This window comes from Streptomyces scabiei 87.22, assembly GCF_000091305.1.
GTDB lineage: Bacteria > Actinomycetota > Actinomycetes > Streptomycetales > Streptomycetaceae > Streptomyces > Streptomyces scabiei.
The window spans coordinates 6,354,493-6,374,562 of sequence record NC_013929.1 but is presented as its reverse complement, the minus strand read 5'-3'; the positions used below and the strand labels follow the sequence as shown (position 1 = coordinate 6,374,562).

Genomic DNA, 20,070 nt, shown 5'->3' with positions numbered 1-20,070 from the left:
GAGGGGCCGCGGCTGCTCCGTACGGGTGTCCTGGGGTTTATCCGGTGGGGCGGCCGGGTGGGGCGGTCGGGTGGATCCGTCCGGTGGGCTCGTCCCCCGGGCTGTCCGGCGACCGGGCGAGCGGGCCCGGCGGTGGGTTCAGATGCGGTCGACCAGGTCCGCGATGGAGTTCACGACCTTCGACGGACGGTACGGGAACTTCTCGATCTGGTCCGGGGTCGTCAGGCCGGTGAGGACCAGGTAGGTCTGCATTCCGGCCTCGATGCCCGCGAGGACGTCGGTGTCCATGCGGTCGCCGATCATCGCGCTGGTCTCGGAGTGCGCGCCGATGGTGTTCAGGCCAGTGCGCATCATCAGGGGGTTGGGCTTGCCCGCGAAGTACGGGTTCTTGCCGGTCGCCTTGGTGATCAGCGCGGCCACGGCTCCGGTCGCGGGCAGCGCGCCCTCGGCGGAGGGGCCGGTCTCGTCCGGGTTGGTGGCGATGAACCGGGCGCCGTCGTTGATCAGCCGTACCGCCTTCGTCATGGCCTCGAAGGAGTACGTGCGGGTCTCGCCGAGGACGACGTAGTCGGGCTCGTGGTCGGTGAGGACGTAGCCGATGTCGTGCAGCGCGGTCGTCAGCCCCGCCTCGCCGATGACGTACGCCGTGCCGCCGGGCCGCTGGTCGTCCAGGAACTGGGCGGTCGCGAGGGCGGAGGTCCAGATGTTCTCCACGGGCACGTCCAGGCCCATGCGGGAGAGCCGGGCGTGCAGGTCGCGCGGGGTGTAGATCGAGTTGTTGGTGAGCACCAGGAAGGGGCGCCCGGACTCGCGGAGCTTCTTTATGAAGGCATCGGCGCCGGGGATCGGCACACCCTCGTGGATGAGCACACCGTCCATGTCGGTGAGCCACGACTCGATGGGCTTGCGCTCTGCCATGTGCGATCTCCTGCCGACCTGTGCCGATTCCCGCGTACGCCCGTACGTCCGGGCCCGCCCCAACCCTAGTGAGGGCTGGCTGAAATGAGGAGGCCGATCTTGGCCGCTGAGACCGCCCGCATCAGGTCAGCGGGGGTGCGCACGGCCCGGGGGGCGCGGGACCGGGGTCAGCCGGACCCGTACAACCGGACCCGTGTGAGCCGGACCGGTGTCAGCCGAACCGGTGTCAGCCGGTCCGCCTGCGGACCGCCGCGACCAGGAGCCCGCCGGCGGACAGGAGCAGCAGCCCGCTCACGTACGGCAGTGCCTCCCGCACACCCGAGGCGGCCAGCTCGGCGCGGCGCTCTGGCGGATAGGGCCGCGGCTCGCCCCGTACGGTGCCTCCGCCCTCCTTCGCGGGCCCGCCGCCGTCCCGGCCGTGGCCCTCCTTCCCCGCCCCGGCGTCCTCGTCGCCGTCGTCGCCCCCGCCGTCGGTGATCCGGAAGCGGTAGTCGTTCGACTCCCCCACCCACTCGCTGTCGTCGCCGCGCCGCTCGACCACGGCGGCGTTCGCGACGACGTCGTTCGGCACGGTCGCGTCCGAGGTGAGGGAGAGGCGGACCCTGACGGTCAGGGTGCGGCCGGGGGGCACGGTGAAGCCGGGGCCGTGTCCGCCGAGGACACCGACCAGTTCGTCGGAGTCGGTCCGTTCGAAGGTCACCGGCAGGGGGGCCGCGCCCCCGGTGGCATCGGTGGCGTCGTAGTACTCCAGCTGCGGCTGTGTCCGTTGCAGCGTGCGCGCGCCGTCGGTCAGCACGACCACCGGATGGATGTTCCCGCAGGTCTGCTTGGTGGTGTTCGTCAGCTCCAGCGCCCAGGTGTGGAACCCGCCGCCGGCGACGTAGGTGGCGGGCCCGCCACGGATACGGGTCCGCAGGGGAAACGCGCCCCTCTCGGTCCCGGCGCAGGTGGGCCGCGGATCGGCCGACACCGCACGCGGGGGGCCGCCGGGGCCGGGGGCGCTGTCGAGTGCCACGGCGGGACCGCCGGCGACGACGGCGGTGACCGCGGCGGCGGTGGCGGTGGCCGCGCCGGCCAGGACGAGGGTCAGACAGGTAGACGGTCGCATGAACACATGACCATGCCATCTATCTGCGCGGGGGCGGGCCGCCACGCCAACGGGGCGGCGGCGTACGGGGGAAGTCCGCTCGATCAGCGGAGCGAGGGGGTGGGGGGCACGGGCACCCCGTGGACACCGCTCAGGGCAGCGGGGGGAGGCGCCGGGCGGGGGCCCGCACTTCAGGGGCGCGGGGAACTGCGCGAGCAACCACACCCGGCCCGCACCCACCACACCCGCCCCGCACCCACCACACCCGGCCCGCACCCACCCGCCGACCTCGGCCGGTTCGGGGCGCACCCCACCCACCCCCACCCACCCTCACCCGTCCTCGCGCCCGAACAGCGGCGCCAACAGCAGCTGCGCCGCCCCCTCGGCGACCGCGGACGCCCCGCCCTCCACCACCCGGACCGGCACGGCCGGGTCCTCGCCCTGCCGCCGCGCCCAGGCGTCGAGCACGAACCCCACGCCCCGTACGAACGCGTCGGGCCGCGCCTCGATCGTGCGCCCGCCCAGCAGCACCAGCTCGATGTCGAGCAGCCCCACCAGGTTGGCGACCCCCGCGCCGAGCACCCGCGCGGCCTCGTCCACGTCTCCCCGCGCGACCGCCGCGAGGCACAGCGCCTCGATGCACCCCCGGTTCCCGCACTCGCACGGCGGCCCGTCCAGCTGGACGACCTGGTGCCCGAACTCACCGGCCCGGGTCCGCGCCCCCCGGTGCACCGCCCCGTCGATCACGAGCCCCGCCCCCAGCCCCGTACCGAGGTGGAGGTAGGCGAAGGAGCCGTGCGCCCCGGCGGCCGCCGCGAGCCCGAGGGCCGCCGCGTTGGTGTCCTTGTCCACGACCACCGGCAGGCCCAGCCGCCGCACCAGCGCGGCCCGCAGCGGGAACCCGTCCCACTCCGGGAAGCCGGTGACCCGGTGCAGGACACCGTGCAGATGGTCGAGGGGGCCGGGCAGGGCGACGCCGACGCCGAGGACGGGCAGGAGGGGGGAGTCGGGGGACTCGTCCCCGAAATCGGCCGGTGCGACGGAACGCTCCTCGCCGGCCGCCGCCAGCAACGCCTCCACCTCGGCGGCCGCGCCCTCGACCACGGCGTCCGCGCCGGCCCCGAGGTCCAGCGGTGCCTGCCGCCGCGCGACCACCGAGCCGGTCAGATCGCAGAGGACGGCCGTCAGCTCGTCGCGGTCGAGATGGAGACCGACCGCGTGTCCGGCGTCGGGCACGAGACGCAGCACGGTCCGCGGCTTGCCGCCGGTGGAGGCCCGGTACCCCGCCTCCGTCAGCAGCCCGTCCGCCCGCAGCCGGGCGGTGATCTTACTGACGGCCTGCGGGGTGAGGCCCGTCCGCTCAGCCAGCTCCAGCCGGCTTATCCCGGCCGGGCCGGCGCCGCGCAGCAGGTCCAGCACCAGTGCTCCGTTGTGGCTGCGCAGGGCGAGCAGGTTCACCCCGGTCACCCCCGGGGGGCGTCCCCCACCGCCGAGGCCACCGCTCGTACCGCCACCGTTGCCGATCCCGTTGCCGTTCACCCTCCCATTGTCCCTCGCGCTTGCACTTTGGCAACAGCGTTGCTTAAGTGGGTGTATGACAGGCACCAGCACAGGCAGAACCCCTCGCGTCGCCCTCGTCGGCTACGGCCTCGCGGGCTCCGTCTTCCATGCCCCGCTGATCGCCGCGACGGACGGCCTGATCCTCGACATGGTCGTCACCTCGAACCCGGAGCGGCGGGCCCGGGCGAGCGCCGAGTTCCCCGAGGTGCGGTTCGCGGCCACGGCGGACGAGCTGTGGGACCGGGCGGACGAGCTGGACCTGGTCGTCGTCGCCTCCCCGAACAAGACGCACGTCCCCGTGGCCACCGCCGCGCTGGAGGCGGGCCTCGCGGTCGTCGTCGACAAGCCCGTCGCCGGTACGGCGGCCGAGGCGCGCGGGCTGGCCGCCCTCGCGGACTCCCGCGACCTGTTCCTCTCCGTCTTCCAGAACCGCCGCTGGGACAACGACTTCCTGACCCTCCGGGCGCTCCTCGCCGACGGTGAGCTGGGCGAGGTCCGCCGCTTCGAGTCCCGCTTCGAACGCTGGCGCCCCCAGCCCAAGGGCGGCTGGCGCGAGTCCGGCGACCCCGCAGAGATCGGAGGTCTCCTCTACGACCTGGGCAGCCACGTCGTCGACCAGGCCCTCACGCTCTTCGGCCCCGCCACCCTCGTGTACGCCGAGTCCGACCTCCGCCGCCCCGGCGCCGAGGTGGACGACGACACGTTCATCGCGGTCACCCACGCGAACGGCGTCCGCTCCCACTTCTACGCCTCCGCCGTGACGCCCCAACTCGGCCCGCGCTTCCGGGTGCTGGGCTCCGAGGCGGGCTACGTCAAGTACGGCCTCGACCCCCAGGAGGCGGCCCTCCGCGAGGGCGAGCGGCCCGCCGCCGGCGCCGACTGGGGCCGGGAGCCCGAGGACCTCTGGGGCCGCGTCGGCGCCGGCGACTCCCCGCCGACCGGCGGCGGCCGCCCCGTCCCGACCCTGCCCGGCGACTACCCCGCGTACTACGCGGCCGTGGCCGCCGCCCTGCACGGCACCGGCGAGAACCCGGTGACGGCGTACGAGGCGGCCGCCGCGCTGGACGTACTGGAGGCGGCGCGCAGGTCGGCGCGCGAGGGCGTGGCGGTGCGACTGTGACGACCGACGACCCCACCACCCCCGCCGTCCCGACCGTCGAGGAACTCGAAGCCCAGGAACGCCGGCTGGTGCTCCCCCGGTTCACGTACGACGACGCCTGGGCGCTGGGCTCCCTGCTGGTGGACCTGGCCCGCGAGCAGGGCGCCCCGGTCGCCGTCGACATCCGCCGCGGCCCCCAGCAGCTCTTCCACGCCGCCCTGCCCGGCTCGACCCCGGACAACGACGCCTGGATCGACCGCAAACGCCGCGTGGTGGAGCGCTACGCCCACTCCTCCTACCTGGTAGGAGCCCGCTTCCGGGCCCAGGGCACCACGTTCGAAGCCTCGTCCCGCCTGGACCCCGACCGCTACGCCGCCCACGGCGGCTCCTTCCCCCTGACGGTGGAGGGAACGGGAGTGATCGGCACGGTGACGGTCTCGGGCCTCCCCCAACTGGAAGACCACGAGATGGTGGTCAGGGCCCTGGAGCAGCTCCTGAGCACCCTGTAACCACGGGCAGAGCCCCGCGCCCCTCTCAGGGGCGCGGGGAACCGCGCAGTGGGAGCGCGCGACACCGGCGCGCTCAGGACCCCGAGCACTGCAGGCTTTCAGGGCCGTGAGGAGCCGCAGGGCCCCTGAAAGCGCAGGGAACCGCAGGCTTTTCACCCCGCACGCGCTACCGAGCCGCGGCGGCCGACGACGCACCGGCACCGGTCCCCGCACCCCCACTCGAATCCGCACCCGCACCCGCACCCGCACCCGCCGCGGCCCCGGCCGGCGTCGTCGGCAGCGGGTAGAGCAGCGCCCGCTCCACCGCGCTCCACGTCGTACTGGTCACCACGTACAGCGCGGCCGCCAGCGGCACCACCGCCACGCTGAGCAGCGTGAAGAAGGACATGAACGGCATGAACTTGCTGACGGCCCCCATGCTCGCCGCCATCCCGGGCACCTGATCGTCCGACACGGCCGGCATCCCGGCCGTACCCGCCGCCATCATCCGCTTCGTACGGCGGAAGTTGAAGGTCGCGACCCCCGCGACGATCACGAACAGTCCCAGGTAGACGAGCCCCTGCGGCCCGAAGAGACCGCCCTCGCCGAGCGCGTCGTGCCAGCGGTCGCCGAGCGGGGCCGCGAAGAGCTTGTGGGTGAGCAGGGCGTTGGCCTCGCCGCCGATCGTCCGGTTGGAGAAGAGGTGGTAGAGGAGAAAGAAGGCGGGCAGCTGGCAGAGGCTGGGCAGGCAGCCGGACAGCGGCGACACCTTCTCCTTGGTATGCAGCTCCATCATGGCCTTCTGCAGCTTCTCCGGGTTCTTCGCGTGCTTCTTCCGCAGCTCCGCGATCTGCGGCTGCAGGGCGACCCGCGCCCGCTGCCCCCGCGCCGCGGCCCGGGACAGGGGGTGGACGAGCAGCCGTACGAGCGCCGTGAACAGGATGATCGCGAAGGCCGTCGCGGAGGCGTGGAACAGCGGCTGGAGCAGATCGGCGAGGTGTCCGACGAGGTCGGCGAAAACGGACATGGGTGGGAGCCCTCCAGGGGGTCTCGTCGTGCCAGGGACCGGTCCGGCAGGGGACCGGGAACAAGGACTGGCGCGACGGCCCGCGCGAGGAGCACGTGCCCGGAAACAGAGGCGGAGGTGCCCTACGCGGTGGCCGTCAGGAGGGCGTGTCCGGGCGCCCGGGGCCGCCTACGGCCGCGCGCGTCGGGATCGCGCTGGGACAGGAACGCCGTACGGCGCTCACGGTCCCGCATGGCTGTCCGTACGCGCGTACGCGGCACCACGGGTGCGCAGCGCGAGGCGATCACCGCGCAGGCGGCGAACGCGGAGCCGGCGGCGGCGGTCGCGGCGAAGGCGACGGCCGCGGAGAGCGTGCCGGAGTCGAGGACGGCGACCTCGAACAGGAACAGCAGCAGCACGGCGGCGGAACGCGGGTTGACCCAGCTCGTGATCATGCGCACCCCTTCCCTGCTCCGTGTTCCTGTCCCATGTCCCGCTCAGTGCTCTGGTCGCCGCACCGCGCTCTGCCGCGCCCATGCTCGCACCCATGCTCTCATCCGAGGCGCACCGAGCGCAGCTTCCCCCAGACTACGAGTCGGTACGTGGAGGTGTACGCGGGCGTGCAGGTGGTGAGCGTGAGGTAGTGGCCGCGCTCGGCGTACCCGTACGACGGTCGCACGTCACTGCGCGGCACGGGCCGCAGGACCCCGCCGTCGCCGGGCGTGGTCTGCGGGAGCGTCCGGTCGACGACGTACGTGTGGACGGCGTCCCGGGTCTCGACGCGGACCTCGTCGCCGGGCACGAGCCGGTCGAGGTGCCGGAAGGGCTCGCCGTGGGTGTTGCGGTGCCCGGCGAGCGCGAGGTTCCCGGGCCGGCCCGGCTGCGCGCTCCCCGGGTAGTGGCCGACGTACCCCTTGTCGAGGACGTCCGCCCGGCCGACCCCCTCGGCGACGGGCACGCGAAGGCGGAGCCGGGGGATGTCGAGGACGGCGTAGGCCCCGGCCGGACGCTCCGGCTCCCCGCGCCCCCGGCGCAGCGGCTCTCCCGCACCCACCCCCTTCCCGTCCCGCCCCCACTCCCTCTCCAGCGCGGCCACCTCACGGGCCGCCGCCTCCTGGGCCTGCCGGTTGGTCCACCACAGCTGATGGGCGACGAAGAGAAGCAGGACCAGCCCGAGCGTGACGGCGCCCTCGGCGGCGACCAGGAGCGCGCGGGGGCGGGCGACTTTCATCTCCCCTTCTCACAACCGTTGAAAGAAAGAGGAGAAAGCGCTGTCACACCTCTCGACAACCTCACCATTCACCCCTGACTCTTCCGATGTCCCACTCAGCAGTTCGGAAGGTGGCCGGTCCCCCAACCCCACCTTTCCCTCCCTTCGGCACCCGCATCCCCCGGAGCTGACATGACTGCATCCCCCGACCCCGGGCACACCCAGGCGAGACCTGCCCCGGAGCCCTCCGCCACCGACCGGCCCACGGCAGCCTTCGGCCGCAGAGCCCTGCTGGCCGCGGCCGGCGGCGCCGTGGTCGGCACCGCCCTCGGCGCGGGCACGGCCCACGCGGACGCGACCATCACCGTCAACCCGGGCACCAAGTACGGGACCTGGGAGGGCTGGGGCACCTCCCTGGCCTGGTGGGCCAACGTCTTCGGGGCCCGGGACGACTTCGCCGACCTGTGGTTCACCACGAAGACGACGACGTACAACGGCACGGCCCTGCCCGGCCTGGGCATGAACATCGCCCGCTACAACCTCGGCGCGTGCAGTTCGAACTCCATCAACGGCGAGTCGATGGTCAAGTCCGCCAACATCCCCGCCTTCAAGCAGATCGAGGGCTTCTGGCAGGACTACACCAACGAGAACCCGGCCTCCTCCGCCTGGAAGTGGACGGCAGACCCGAACCAGCGCGCGGCCCTGACGAAGGCGGTGGCGCGCGGAGCGACGACGGAACTCTTCGCCAACTCCCCCATGTGGTGGATGTGTTCGAACCACAACCCCTCGGGCGCCTCCGGCGGCGGCAACAACCTCCAGACCTGGAACTACCGCCAGCACGCCTCCCACCTGGCGGCGGTGGCCCTCTACGCCAAGAACAACTGGGGGGTGAACTTCGCGACGGTCGACCCCTTCAACGAACCGGCGTCCTCCTGGTGGACGGCGACCGGCACTCAGGAGGGCTGCCACATGGACCCGGCGGTCCAGGCCGCCGTACTCCCGTACATGCGCAGCGAGTTGGACGCGCGCGGCCTGAACTCGGTCCGTATCTCGGCCTCCGACGAGACGAACTACGACACCGCCCGCTCGACGTGGAACTCCTTCAACTCCGCCACGAAGGCCCTGGTCAGCCAGGTGAACGTGCACGGCTACCAGGGCGCGGACGGTCGCCGCGACCTCCTCTACACGGACGTGGTCACCACCGCCGGCAAGAAGCTCTGGAACTCGGAGACGGGCGACGCCGACGGCTCGGGCTGGACCCTCGCGCGGAACCTCTGCTACGACTTCCGCTGGCTGCACCCCACGGCCTGGGTCTACTGGCAGGTGATGGACCCGACGGCGGGCTGGGCGATGATCGCCTACGACGCGAACACCCTCCAGCCGACGACGGTCCAGACCAAGTACTACGTGATGGCGCAGTTCAGCCGCCACATCCGCCCGGGCATGACGATCCTGGACACGGGCTCCCCCTACACGGCAGCGGCGTACGACGCGGCGGCGAGGCGCCTGGTGATCGTGGCGATCAACACCGCCTCCTCCGCCCAGACCCTCACCTTCAACCTGGCGAACTTCACGACGGTGACCGGCGGCACGAACGGCCTGGTCCCCCGCTGGAACACCCACACCTCGGGCGGCAGCGACCGCTACCGCGCCTACTCCGACACGCGCCTGAGCGGCAAGACGGTGGCGGTGCCGTTCGCGGCGGGGGCGGTGCAGACGCTGCAGATCGACGGGGTGACGATCTAGAGGAACCGGCGACGCCGGGGAGGCGGGGGAGCACGCGCCCCCGGCCCGCTCCCTCCCACCCCGGCCCGTACCTCACCTCCATCCCCCTGGCTCCCCCACGGGCAGTACGGTGTCGTCCATGCGCCCCGACACGCCTGCCGAGAACGTCGACCACAACGCCGAAGCGGCACGCCTGGAGCGGACCGCCGACCTCTATCCCGAGGACGCCGAGCACCTCCTCCTCCAGGCCGCCGCCCACCGCGAACTCTCCGGCGACCGCCCCACGGCGACAGCCCTCTACGACCGCCTCCTGTCCTCCTCCACCCCCCTGGACAACCCCCATCTCGTACGAGCGCTGAAAGCGTCCAACCTCTGGGAGTATGGCCACGAGGCGGAGGCCCGCGCGATCATCGACGGCGTCCGCGCGGCGGCCCCCCGCGACCCGGCCCCCTGGGTGATCGTTGCCGAGGCCCTGGAGGCCCACGACGAGCTGGAGGCGGCCCAGGACACGTTCACGGCGGCCGTGACCCTGCTGCTGACGGACGTGGCGGAGCCCCCGTACGCGACCCGCGCGCTGCTCTTCGGCCGCCACCGGGTCCGCCGCATGCTGGGCGCGGTCCACGACGAGTGGGACGCCATGGCGGACACCCAGCACTCCTCCTCGGTCTCCCTGGACGAGCTGCACGACCCCAAGCGCGTGTGGTCCCTGGGCTCGGACAACCCGGCGGAGCTCCAGGCCGAGATCTCCCGCCTGCGCGCGGAGCTGGGCGCGTACCGGGAGGCCCTGTCCCGCCCGTTCCCGGTGGCGGTCCTGCACTGGCCGGCCGGCGAACTCGCGGAACTGATCGCGGCCTACCCGGGCCTGGCCGCGGAGTACCCCTCGCACGAGGAGCACCTGGCGACGATAGAAGCCTCGCTGCGGGAACTGTCCTCCTCAGGCACCCCGAACCTGGGCATCGTGACGGGCACGGTCCCGTCGTACGAGGCGTTCGCAGCCTCGGAGAGCTCGTCCCCGTCCGACGCGACACTGCTGCCGCAGTATGCGACGACGTTGGCGGCCAGGGGGTTGGCGGTCTCGTGGCCGCCGCAGCGGGGGGCTGCTTGCTGGTGCGGGTCGGGGGAAACGTACGAAACCTGCCACGGCGCATAGACCCCAAGCACCGACGGGCAAAGCCCCACTCCGCCACCTCAAGCCGCCAAGCCAACCCGGCGTGCTTGCGAGACGAGATCGCGCCCCCGGACCCCGCCCCACCACCCAACCGACCTACACCCTGAACTCGGTCGGGCCCCCCACCCTCCCGGGCCGCTCGCTCGCTTCTCCCTCAGTGATTCCGCGGCCCGGGTCAAGGGTCGGCCGCAGGCCGATCGCCGCAGGCGACGCGCAGCGCCCTTGAGGCAGGCCGCGGAATCACGACACTGCCAAGAAGCGAGTGGTCCTACGGTGCCTCTAGACCGTCGTCCCCAGGAGCTCGGAAGCCTGCGGTACCTCCATCCGGACTCTGACCAGCCGAAGTACCCCGACCTTCCGCACCGGAGCTACTCTCTGTGGTGTGTCCGAAGATCCCAAGTGGGAAGCGCCAGAAGGTTCCTGGGCTTCATCCGCCGCTCGCCGTCGCAATATGCAGGCGATTCGCAATCGCGACACCAAACCCGAGCAGCTGATCCGGCGCTTGGTGCATGCGCAGGGGCTGCGTTACCGGGTGTGCGCGCGTCCGCTGCCTGACCTTCGTCGTACTGCGGACTTGGTTTTCCGCCCAGTGAAGGTGGCAGTCTTCATAGACGGCTGCTACTGGCATGGATGCCCCGAGCATTATGTTCCGCCGAAAACGAACTCGGGCTACTGGTCCGAAAAGGTTCTGCGCAATATGACACGTGACCGCGACACCGATGAGCGACTCAAGGAAGCCGGATGGCTTGTGCTCCGATTCTGGGAACACGAGCCATCCGACCTTTGCGCGAACACTATCGCCGCAAATGTTATTGCACGCCGGGCAACTGATTCACGAAACTTCTGACAGCGAGAAAGACATCTGCTCCAACCGAGGTGCAGCGAACTCGGAACCGCCGTCGTCCATTTCATACCCGTGAAGCAATTCGTCGCGCTGCTCGGGACGCAGAACCGCCGCGATAGCCCGCCCCACGGCCTCTGCCACAGGAGGCGGAAAAGCGTTTCCGACCTGACGGTACTTCGCCGTCTTCTTCCCCGGGAATTTCCAAACCTCGGGGAATCCCTGAATTACAGCGGCCTGTTCAACGGTCAGCATAGGTCCGGCCTCCCGGAAGAGGTCGCGCTCCGGGTCGCATTCACTGGGATCATTCGCGAGACCCATCGCATTCACCCCTAGGGCTTCCCAGGCGCGCTTAGCTCTGGTGGGACCAAGGTCGGCCCCGCCGTGCTTCCTTGATCCACCCACCAAGGTCGGAGCAATTCCCTTGCCTGCCTCAACGGCATCAGTGGCTTTGCGCAGCCATTCTTGGTACACATGCTTGCCGGAGGGTTCGCCGGGCCTTGCGCGCTCCCCGTCCTTGTTCTTGTTCCAGAACTTGCGGCAACGGGCTTCCATGCTCGCAGCCAGTTCGTCTACTACGGTCGCCCGCTTCCCTTCAAGCTGAAGCGGCCAGAGGAAATCAACTCCCGAGGATGCCAGAACATCCTTGCGAATCGCCACAAGGATAGCGCGGGGACGGAGCTGAGGGACGCCAAATCTATTCGCGTCCATTCTACGCCAAACCTGACGCATCTCTCTGTCCTGCTTTTCAGCTGGCCAGCTTTCACTGATTTCAGGAATCACATAGTCAAGCTCGTCCAGCTCATTCAGGATGTCCCTGCGGTAGTCAATGAAAACCTCTGGGGGCTCCAAAATCCCTCGCACGTTCTCAATCATCACGGCCTTGGGTCGCAGAGCCCTGACGATCCTCAGTGCATCGGGAAAAAGATCGCGCTCATCGTCCTTGCCGAGCCTCTTCCCCGCGAGAGAAAAGGGAGGGCACGGAACTCCGCCGGCTAGCAGATCAAGATCACCTTTTTCAAGGTCAAGGCTCGTGTGAACTTTAGATCCAAGGAATTCCCTGACATCCATGGGTTCCAGCGCATCGATACGAGATTTGTCCCACCCTGGCCAGTCGTGCACATTTGCCCTGAGTGTCCGCACAGCGTGCTGGTCCCACTCCACCAACGCCAAGTGATCAAATCCGGCGTTGTGCAGCCCAACGGCTTGTCCGCCTGCTCCAGCGCAGATCTCCAACGAGGTTAGCGGCTGGGTGAACTGCGGACGCTGGCGACCGCGGGGGTGCATAGCGCTCCTTCCGGAAGTGACTCAAAACCGATCTCAAGTGTCCCAGAGATCATGATCATGCACTGACTCTTGGACACTTGGCACCACGAGTCTCCCACCGCCCCGCTCTTCCCTGCCTATCCGGGGAGAGCCCCTCCCCTTCCGTTCGGATGGAGCACCGAGAGCCCAGTCACTCAGCGCTACGCTCCTCCCATGTGACGCAGCAGAGCCTCTATGTCACTCGGAGCGAGACCGGCGGCTACCGCCGGTTCTTCTTGCAGGTCAGCAAGCTGCTGAACAGTGGGATCATCGAGGATCTTGCCCATGAACTCCAGCTTCTGGTCCAGCCGTATCTCCACCACCTCATCAATGGTGTTACGCGCCGCGATCACTGTGACGTGTGTGTCAGTACCAGGGGCGAGCCCGAGGCGGTGGATCCGGTCGAGGCTCTGCAGGAAACGGCCGGCCATGAAGTCACGGTCCACGTAGACGGCGTCGTGACAGACGTGGTGCAGGCTGATGCCCTCGCCCAGGGTCGCGGGATTGGAGATCAGCACCATGCAGCTGGGATCCTCGCGGAAGCGCCGCAACTGCTCGTCCCGGTCTGGTGTGCCGCCGTACACGACGGCTGGGCCGAACTTCTCAAGCATCTGCGCCAACGTCGTCAGACTCCGCACGAACGTCGTCCAGACCAGGGTCTTGCGCCCCTGCTCCGCGTTCTTGGCGACGATCGCAACAGCTTCCTTGTACTTCGGGGAGAGTTCGTAGTCAGGAAGGTCCTGCATCAGCGAATACAGCGAAGTGCCCACTGGGATCTCCAGCGGAGGCAACTGATACACGAGTGGTTCATGTCGGCTGGCCCCCTCCAGGAGGAGGGCGGGGCTCGTCGCCGCCATCAGGAGGCGCAGTGCCGTTTTACCAAGAGAGCTCAGGTCTTCGCGAGCGGCGCCGCTCTCCATCCCCCCCACCAGTGAGCGGTAGATCTCGGCGTGCAGGTCCGGCATGTCGACGTACCGCATCCGAAGCCGCATCGGCGGCAGGCCGAGTTCGTGTTTCGTCGTCCTGGTAAACAGGGGCCGGAGGACCGTGCTCGCGTAGGCCAGGTCACCGCCGGCCACAGCCTGCACTACGCTGCGCTGCCCATGGCCTGGCCAGACGAAGCCCAGCAGATTCTCCAGATCCTTGGCGCCATTCGGAGCCGGGGTTCCGGTGAGGATCAGCCTGCGTTTCGCCAGAGGGCCGAGGGCCATACATGCGGCACCGTAGGTACCGCGCGCACCAAGTTTCATCCTGTGCGCCTCATCCAGGATGATCATTGAGGGGCCCGACTTGAGCCAGCTCGCCAGCATCGAGAGCGATCGGTCCAGCCTCTCGTAATTGACGATCAGAACCTCTGCCCACTGATCCATGGAGCCGTCGAGCACATGGGTGCGCAGTGGGTAGTTGAAGCACACGGCGGTCTCGTAACGCCATGACTCATAGGCCGATTTGGGACAGACAACCAGGAGGCGGCTCACCTTCTGCTGGGCCTTCTGCGCGGCGTAGACAGCAAGGGCAACACGTGTCTTGCCCGCGCCGGGCACACTGAAATTGGCCCCGTGGCCCAGCGAGAGCAATTTCGCGATGTCCCTGCGTTGGAACGCGTTGAGCTCGCCCTTCCATGTGTCGCCGAGCAGATCCGGAACATCGGCGGAGGCGACTTCTGATGATGTGCCCGAGCCGGCTAGCCGTTCCTTGACTGTGTTGGCGTCTTTGATGACGCCAGCCACGAGGCTGCGCAGCTCCGGCGCCCATTCCACTCCTACGTGGTGCGGCCAGCTGCCGAGAACACCCAGATCGGCGAGGAGTTCGTCAAGAGCCACCGAGGCGGAGAGCGGGCCGAGCTGGCCACCGGTACGGAACCGAGCGGCCAGCTGGACAAGATCCTGTCGGTACTGATCGGTGGTCTTCAGCACTACGCGCGTGCGCGTAGCGTCGAATCCCAGGTGCAGGGACGTTTCCGTCGCGCTCTCCGTCACTGGAGACCCTCCGCAGCGGCGGCAGCGAGGAGCCAGGAAACGCCATCACCTGGATTCGGAATGCCGCGGCCGGCCTGCTGGGCCAGCTTCCGGAAGCTGCTCCGGAGTTTGAGCACGGCCTCGTCGAAAGCCTCTTCGTCAAGGCTGTTCGACGTACGGGCCTGGACCAGATCCGTGACGCACTGGTCGATGTTGGCGGAGGCATCAACGAGTCGAGCCGGAGCCAGCTGCTTGCGCTTCCGGACGCGGGCGTCACGGCCATGGAATTCGATGGCCTGATCGAACGCAGTCTTCGCCTCGTCAAGTAGCGCCTGCGCTTTGGACTTCTCAGTATCCGAGAGTTCGGACTTGGTGTTGCGGACTGTGGCAGCCGCGCGAAGGATGCGGTCGTTCAGGGCACGGGCGGCAGAGACGGCCGACGATGCCGCCGGCACTTCCAGGTCCAGGCCTGGGATGGACACGGCTGCCGACTGGGCCGCCTCTCCGCCCTCAGCCAAGTCCGCAGGCAGCACCTGGGTCAGGTACCCCTGCTTCAAGAACTCCTCATCGATGTGCCGGACATCGGTCTTCGAGAAGTCCAGGAGGATCGCGGCCAGCCGCCACTCCTTCAAGATCTCCGCCTGGTCACGGTCCAAGGTCTCCAGCTTCAGATACAACCGCTGAAGCTCCTTGAGACGTTCCTGGGCTCCCTCCCAGTCGACCAGCCGAAGCTCTACGCCCCCGCCACTCTTGCTACGACCGTTCAGCTCCTTGATCGTGCTGAGGATCCACCGCTCCTGGTGATAGGTCGACGTCCGGATCCGGAATTCCTTGGCGATCTGCTCTGGGGTCCGCCCCAGAGTCGCCTGCTCCTCCATAGCGAGCAAGCGGTTGATGTACGTGTAATCGCGCTTCTGGTCCAGACGAAGCTGGAGAGCAAGCTCCACCGCGTCGATGTCCGCCTGCGTGAACGATGACGGCAACACACCCACCCGCATGGACTGTGCGCCGAGCTTCCGCAGAGCCACAGCTCGCGTATTGCCATTCACTAGCACGCCGTGATGGGTGACCAAGCCAGGATCGTTCTGCCCGAACTTCTGCAGGTCTTCCATCAGTTTGTCGAAGTCGGGGTCGCGCAGATCCGGGTTGTCGGGGCGAGCCATCAGCAGATCGCGCAGGTAGAGCTGCCCCTCATCACCGAACGGCTCCCTCTCCAGCGCCTGATCACGCACCGGGTCGAAGGTGCGCTGCGCCCTGATGCGGTGAGTGCCGGGATTCAGGTAGAGGCCGGTCAGGGGAAGATCGATCACGTCGACATGCGTCTGCTGTCCGTTCCAGTCGACCGTGACGGTCTCCCGGGTACCCCCCGCCCCTCGTACCTCATCCAGCCTCTTCTTGATCAGCTCGCTGAACGCTGCCGCTCGCGGCGGCGGCGGAAATTCCCGCAGCATGTCTACCCCGTCCTCTGTATCTGTGTGTCATCGTTCCTGCGGTTGGTGATCAGCCGAGCATCTCGGTGATGGCTTGAGCCACAGCGGCACGGGACTCCTGCGGCAGGGTCCGGTAGATGCCCCAAACCTTCTCGATCGGGCTGAACGTGCGCTGGTCGGTCGCCATCCACTTGAGGAAGACCTCCTGTTCGATCGGAGCGAGGTCCTCCACGAGGTCCAGAATCATGCCGAGGTCGACCTCCCGATCGGAGCCTCCACCGACACCGCACCTCTTGCACTCGGTGATGAGCTGGTACTCCTCGGTCCCATCGCTGTGGAGCACCTTGCGGCGGGACACGTTCAGCTTCGCGAGCTCGACTCCGCCGCCGTCCTCATAGGCTTCACCGGCTCCCACGCCGCACGACCGGCACAGGTTGTTGTCGTCGTGCATGACCTTTGCGCGCTGTGTGGCGGTGAGGCTGTTCTTGTGAGCCGGCGCCTTAGCCTTGCCCGGAATCCAGACGTCAGCCCCCCTGGTCACAAACCGCTGTTCCTGCTGGAGCAGCGAGGGGTCCTCACGGCTGGTATCGAATCTCCAGCCGTGATCGCGAAGCTCCCGCAACCGCCTGTCGATCTGCGCCGCTTCCGGGAAGGCTTCACGCAGCTGGACCTTGGTGAAGGTGTTCCCCTCCCCCACTTCGGCGATCAGCCACAGCGCTACCTGCGACTTGCCCCCTTTGACGTCCTGGTAGGACGGCAACTCCATGAGCCCCTCCGGTCAAGTCGTGTCCAACATGCCGCACCACAAACAACCGGCAGCGCTCACGCGGTTTCGCGTCCCCCGCTTCCCGGGCGGCGCAACCAGTGTTGCACTTCCGACCGAATGAAAGTCCACCCAGAAAACACTTGCTCGCAAAAGAGCAAGCGCCCCGATCGACCCTGACGTGATCATGCACAATTACCTGCACACGACCGGGACTTAGACCGGGTGGACTGGAGCGGGGAGACAGGTTCGCGTGACGCCAGAAGACCGCAGCCCGGCCGGGCCCAGTTGGATAAAGAAGCAGTTCAACAGCGATGTTCCCCCTGGCCGACGAGCACTCGCAATGACACTCGGGGACCTCTGCCGACACCTGAAACCAGATTTTTCGGGTCAATCTGGGAATAAGAGGCTTAACCAATCCGAAGCAGCTGGAAGGCTGCGTAGCAATCCCAGTTCGCTGTCCCGGTTCCTGAGCGGCAAGACGGTCCCGGGACCGGAGTTCATTGAGACTCTCTACAAAGAAGCCTGCACAGACGCTGGCAGCGAGCGAGCCGTTGGCATCAGCCTCGACGACGTGATGAGTCTCCGCCTCAGGGCCGTGGACGAACGGCGTTGCGTCAGATGCGCCGACTTGAGCGAGCAGGCCGAGCAACTCGCCTCGCTGAGAAACGAATCCGCGACACTGCGCGCCGCCGTCACGGAACTGAACGCGGCCAAAGCCGGCCTGCAAGCACGTCTGGCCGCCCTCGCTCGTCCGGCTCCGCCGCCGGTCCCCCGTCGAAGGGGGGACCGGCGGCGGAGCCGGAACGATGTGGCGGCGGCACGCCGAGTGGCGGCACAGGCGGAAGAGCTAGGCAGAGGCGACAGACAGGACGTGGCACTGGCCATGCTCCGCCAGACCACGACTGAAGTCCTCAGTCCCGTCGAAACGGCCGTGGTACTACTGACGCTTCGCCAGCGGCACCAGAACCGGCTGGCCGACAACTTGATCCATGTCTACGGCCGGGATCAAGGGGATCGAGACGTCATGCAGGCAGCTCTAGAGCTTCACGAGCAAGGCGCTCACGGCGATGCCGGCGCGCTGCTGCGGTCTGCAATGAGATAGTCGCCGGCCCGGCCCACTTCATCACGTCGTCCGGAGCGAGAACAGATCACGCCGCCTCCGCCTCGTAGTGCATCTGCGCCCGGTCGAGGATGTCGTCCGGGTCCAAACCGCGGGCCGATGTCCAGTGGAGCAGATCGGCAATCAACTCGATCGCCGACTCCTCCAGCACAACTTGCCGACGACGCCCCTGATCAACCGCGGCACTGGCACCACCGTGGTAGGCCTCCAATGCCTCAGCGGCCCGCTCGACGCGGCGGCACCCCTGCCCGGAGTCAATCTCGACCTCGCACCAGACAGCCTTGCCCACCGCCGTAAGAACCGTCCCCCAATCGGCCGTCAGGGCAGCGAGCAGATGCAATCCGCGTCCGCACTCCTCGTCACAGAGCGCCGGCCGGATAGTCGGCACCGTGCGGCTCTTGTCGTGGACTTCAACTCGTAGCCGCTCGCCTCTCCTCTCAAGGACCAAGGCCGCCGAGGCCCCCTCACCAACATGCCTGACAACGTTCGTCGCCAGCTCGGTCACAACCAATTGCGCTTCCTCCGCAGCGGCCAGCAATCCCCACTGCCCCAGCTGCGAGGCGGTCGCTCCGCGAAGGAGTCGTACCTCCGCCGGCCCCGCCTCGAAGGGCAGGACACAGCGAAGTCGAGGCCTGGTGATGTCGTAGCCGGGCACGGCCACTCCTCCCTCCCATGCCACGCGCTGCCTGCGCCCGCCGTATCCGTACGACTGCATTGCGTAGCGATCCATGAGCGAGCATGACACAGAGAACTCTTACTGTGTAACTTCTCACGACAATCCATCGAGTGAATCTGGTAGTGACGCGGCCGCGGTGCTGCCTAGCCTGAAGGGCCTCCAGGCAGCCGCCCCATGCTCAGGTGAAGGAGCTCCATGTCCGTACGGACCACCACTCGGCGCCGTCAGTTGGGCGTGATGATGCGAAAGTTGCGCGCCCAGAAAGGGCTGACCCTTGAGGAGGCCGGGCAGCTGGTGGGCGTATCCAAGGCCACGGTCAGCCGGTACGAGACCCAAGCCGGCCCTGTGAAATGGCTGGTGATCGACGCACTGTGTCGCGAGTACGGAGCAACTGACGCCGAACGGCGAGCAGTTGTGAACCTTGCCAAGAACGCCAAGGAACAGGGCTGGTGGAGTTCCTTCGCCGACTCCATCCCCGAGAGCATGAACCTCCTGCTCACGCTAGAGGACGAAGCAGTGCGCGAGAGTCATTTCTGCTGCGTCTACGTGCCCGGCCTTCTGCAGACCCGCGAGTACAGCACGGCCCTCCAGAAGGCCAACGAGGTACCTCTAGAGCCTGCGGAGATCGAGCGGCTCGTCGACATCCGCATGAGGAGGCAGGAGATCCTCTCCCGGCCGAAGCCGCCGAGCTTGTGGGCGATCCTCGACGAGTCCGTGATCCGCCGCGTCGTCGGGTCACCGCCGGTAATGAGGAATCAACTCGACCGACTGCTACAAGCCAACGAGTCCCCACACATCACACTCCAGATACTGCCGTTCTCCAAAGGAGCGCACGCCGCAGCCCTGGGCAGCTTCGTCGTCATCGGCGGCCAGGAGGCGGCGCTCGACGTCGTATACGTCGATTTCCACACGGGCTCCCTCTTCCTGGAACAGGAGGAGGAACTGGAGAAGTACAGGCTTGCGTTCGAGTATCTGCGCGCACAAGCGTTGGATATGGAGGCTTCCTCCGACATGATCCACAACGCCCGCAAGGAGCTTTGAATGCTTGTCGACCCCCAGGCCGCCCCTGAGCCCACCTGGTTCAAGTCGTCGTACAGCGGCGCCAACACCACCGAGTGCCTGGAAGCAGCCTTCCTCCCTTCCCAAGTACTCATACGGGACTCGAAACGACCGGCAGCCGCCCGCCTGTCGGTATCAGCGGGGGCGTGGGCGAGTTTCGTGGCCCAGCCTCCGCATCTCATTCAGGCCAGCGCCGCGCAGGTTGCTTGACCGGTCCGCACTTACGCGCCTGCCGCATCGGCCGGCAGATCCCGGGATCTGACCGCCTGCGGCAGGCGCCCGCGCGCCCGCCAACCTGCGCCGTCATCGACGAGGCTCGGTGCGCTCCCGGTCACTTACTCCGCCTGCCGCGCCCCCGCCGTCGCGCCAGGCGGACCGAAGGCGACGGAGCGAGACGATCGCCCTCTCAGCCTTGGCCGACAGGCCAGGCACCTGGTCAAGGGTGTAGCCCACCACGAAGACGATCAACCAGATCCCAGCTACCGCCGCGGTAGCCCAACCACCCATGTCCATCTGTACCGCTCGCCCTCCCTGACCAGCCGGAACGTTTTTGCCGGACGTTGCCGAACGCCGTAGGCGCCTTCATCATATTGGCCGTCCGTGCTATCTATGGTCGCCGAAGGTACACTAGTTCGGGCCGTCCCCGCTTGGAGG

The 20,070-nt window shown here is 68.3% G+C and carries 19 protein-coding genes; 8 read left to right on the top strand and 11 right to left on the bottom strand.

Annotation, left to right across the window (positions count from 1 at the left end):
• Positions 1-138 precede the first annotated feature (138 nt).
• The 3 genes from SCAB_RS27320 to SCAB_RS27310 form a co-directional block, all read right to left on the bottom strand.
• A complete protein-coding gene (locus SCAB_RS27320) occupies positions 139-918 on the bottom strand; it encodes an HAD-IIA family hydrolase (protein ID WP_013003320.1) in 780 nt (259 codons plus the stop codon).
• Between the two features lie 226 nt (positions 919-1,144).
• Complete coding sequence (locus tag SCAB_RS27315; protein ID WP_013003319.1) at positions 1,145-2,032, bottom strand: hypothetical protein; 888 nt, start codon at positions 2,030-2,032, stop codon at positions 1,145-1,147.
• Between the two features lie 303 nt (positions 2,033-2,335).
• Complete coding sequence (locus SCAB_RS27310; protein WP_013003318.1) at positions 2,336-3,544, bottom strand: ROK family transcriptional regulator; 1,209 nt, start codon at positions 3,542-3,544, stop codon at positions 2,336-2,338.
• A gap of 55 nt (positions 3,545-3,599) precedes the next feature.
• On the opposite strand from SCAB_RS27310, the gene SCAB_RS27305 reads away from it, so the two are divergent.
• Together SCAB_RS27305 and SCAB_RS27300 are read left to right on the top strand one after the other, a co-directional pair.
• Positions 3,600-4,685 (top strand): Gfo/Idh/MocA family protein, encoded by a 1,086-nt coding sequence (locus tag SCAB_RS27305; protein WP_013003317.1) that lies wholly within the window; start codon positions 3,600-3,602, stop codon positions 4,683-4,685.
• On the top strand, positions 4,682-5,173 hold the full coding sequence (locus tag SCAB_RS27300) for a heme-degrading domain-containing protein (protein WP_013003316.1): 492 nt from the start codon (positions 4,682-4,684) through the stop codon (positions 5,171-5,173). The genes SCAB_RS27305 and SCAB_RS27300 overlap by 4 nt, the downstream gene beginning before the upstream one ends.
• A 166-nt stretch (positions 5,174-5,339) precedes the next feature.
• Here the strand turns inward: SCAB_RS27300 and SCAB_RS27295 are convergent, their stop codons facing one another.
• The 3 genes from SCAB_RS27295 to SCAB_RS27285 form a co-directional block, all read right to left on the bottom strand.
• Complete coding sequence (locus tag SCAB_RS27295) at positions 5,340-6,179, bottom strand: YidC/Oxa1 family membrane protein insertase (protein WP_013003315.1); 840 nt, start codon at positions 6,177-6,179, stop codon at positions 5,340-5,342.
• A 122-nt stretch (positions 6,180-6,301) separates the two neighbouring features.
• On the bottom strand, positions 6,302-6,613 hold the full coding sequence (locus SCAB_RS27290; protein WP_041669718.1) for a DUF6412 domain-containing protein: 312 nt from the start codon (positions 6,611-6,613) through the stop codon (positions 6,302-6,304).
• Between the two features lie 98 nt (positions 6,614-6,711).
• The gene (locus tag SCAB_RS27285; protein ID WP_013003313.1) at positions 6,712-7,389 is read right to left on the bottom strand and encodes a class E sortase; all 678 of its coding nucleotides are present in this window, start codon (positions 7,387-7,389) and stop codon (positions 6,712-6,714) included.
• Positions 7,390-7,560: 171 nt separating this feature from the next.
• Between SCAB_RS27285 and SCAB_RS27280 the strand changes: the two genes are divergently transcribed.
• The 3 genes from SCAB_RS27280 (at position 7,561) to SCAB_RS45300 (ending at position 11,108) form a co-directional block, all read left to right on the top strand.
• Positions 7,561-9,114, top strand: coding sequence for a glycoside hydrolase (locus SCAB_RS27280; RefSeq protein WP_013003312.1), 1,554 nt, complete (start codon positions 7,561-7,563; stop codon positions 9,112-9,114).
• A gap of 118 nt (positions 9,115-9,232) precedes the next feature.
• The gene (locus SCAB_RS27275; protein ID WP_013003311.1) at positions 9,233-10,243 is read left to right on the top strand and encodes an SEC-C domain-containing protein; all 1,011 of its coding nucleotides are present in this window, start codon (positions 9,233-9,235) and stop codon (positions 10,241-10,243) included.
• Between the two features lie 400 nt (positions 10,244-10,643).
• Positions 10,644-11,108, top strand: a complete 465-nt coding sequence (locus tag SCAB_RS45300) for a very short patch repair endonuclease (protein ID WP_013003310.1) — start codon at positions 10,644-10,646, stop codon at positions 11,106-11,108.
• Here SCAB_RS45300 and SCAB_RS45295 read toward each other — a convergent pair.
• The 4 genes from SCAB_RS45295 to SCAB_RS27260 all read right to left on the bottom strand — a co-directional run bounded on the left by SCAB_RS45295 (position 11,094) and on the right by SCAB_RS27260 (position 16,561).
• On the bottom strand, positions 11,094-12,389 hold the full coding sequence (locus SCAB_RS45295) for a DNA cytosine methyltransferase (RefSeq protein ID WP_060907017.1): 1,296 nt from the start codon (positions 12,387-12,389) through the stop codon (positions 11,094-11,096). The two genes, SCAB_RS45300 and SCAB_RS45295, sit on opposite strands and share 15 nt — an antisense overlap.
• A 179-nt stretch (positions 12,390-12,568) precedes the next feature.
• Complete coding sequence (locus SCAB_RS27270) at positions 12,569-14,386, bottom strand: DEAD/DEAH box helicase (RefSeq protein ID WP_041669716.1); 1,818 nt, start codon at positions 14,384-14,386, stop codon at positions 12,569-12,571.
• Positions 14,383-15,816 carry a ParB N-terminal domain-containing protein gene (locus SCAB_RS27265; protein WP_013003307.1) on the bottom strand — a complete coding sequence of 478 codons (1,434 nt, stop codon included), beginning with the start codon at positions 15,814-15,816 and terminating at the stop codon, positions 14,383-14,385. The genes SCAB_RS27270 and SCAB_RS27265 overlap by 4 nt, the downstream gene beginning before the upstream one ends.
• Before the next feature lie 49 nt (positions 15,817-15,865).
• On the bottom strand, positions 15,866-16,561 hold the full coding sequence (locus SCAB_RS27260; RefSeq protein ID WP_013003306.1) for a hypothetical protein: 696 nt from the start codon (positions 16,559-16,561) through the stop codon (positions 15,866-15,868).
• A gap of 250 nt (positions 16,562-16,811) precedes the next feature.
• Between SCAB_RS27260 and SCAB_RS47065 the strand changes: the two genes are divergently transcribed.
• Entirely contained in the window at positions 16,812-17,663 is an 852-nt protein-coding gene (locus SCAB_RS47065) for a transcriptional regulator (RefSeq protein WP_013003305.1), read from the top strand.
• 46 nt (positions 17,664-17,709) lie between these two features.
• Here the strand turns inward: SCAB_RS47065 and SCAB_RS27250 are convergent, their stop codons facing one another.
• Positions 17,710-18,342, bottom strand: coding sequence for an ATP-binding protein (locus tag SCAB_RS27250; RefSeq protein ID WP_013003304.1), 633 nt, complete (start codon positions 18,340-18,342; stop codon positions 17,710-17,712).
• A 210-nt stretch (positions 18,343-18,552) separates the two neighbouring features.
• On the opposite strand from SCAB_RS27250, the gene SCAB_RS27245 reads away from it, so the two are divergent.
• Positions 18,553-19,398, top strand: coding sequence for a helix-turn-helix domain-containing protein (locus SCAB_RS27245; RefSeq protein ID WP_041669710.1), 846 nt, complete (start codon positions 18,553-18,555; stop codon positions 19,396-19,398).
• Positions 19,399-19,626: a DUF397 domain-containing protein gene (locus SCAB_RS27240; protein ID WP_049875781.1), complete on the top strand. Its 228-nt coding sequence runs from the start codon at positions 19,399-19,401 to the stop codon at positions 19,624-19,626.
• Positions 19,627-20,070 lie beyond the last annotated feature (444 nt).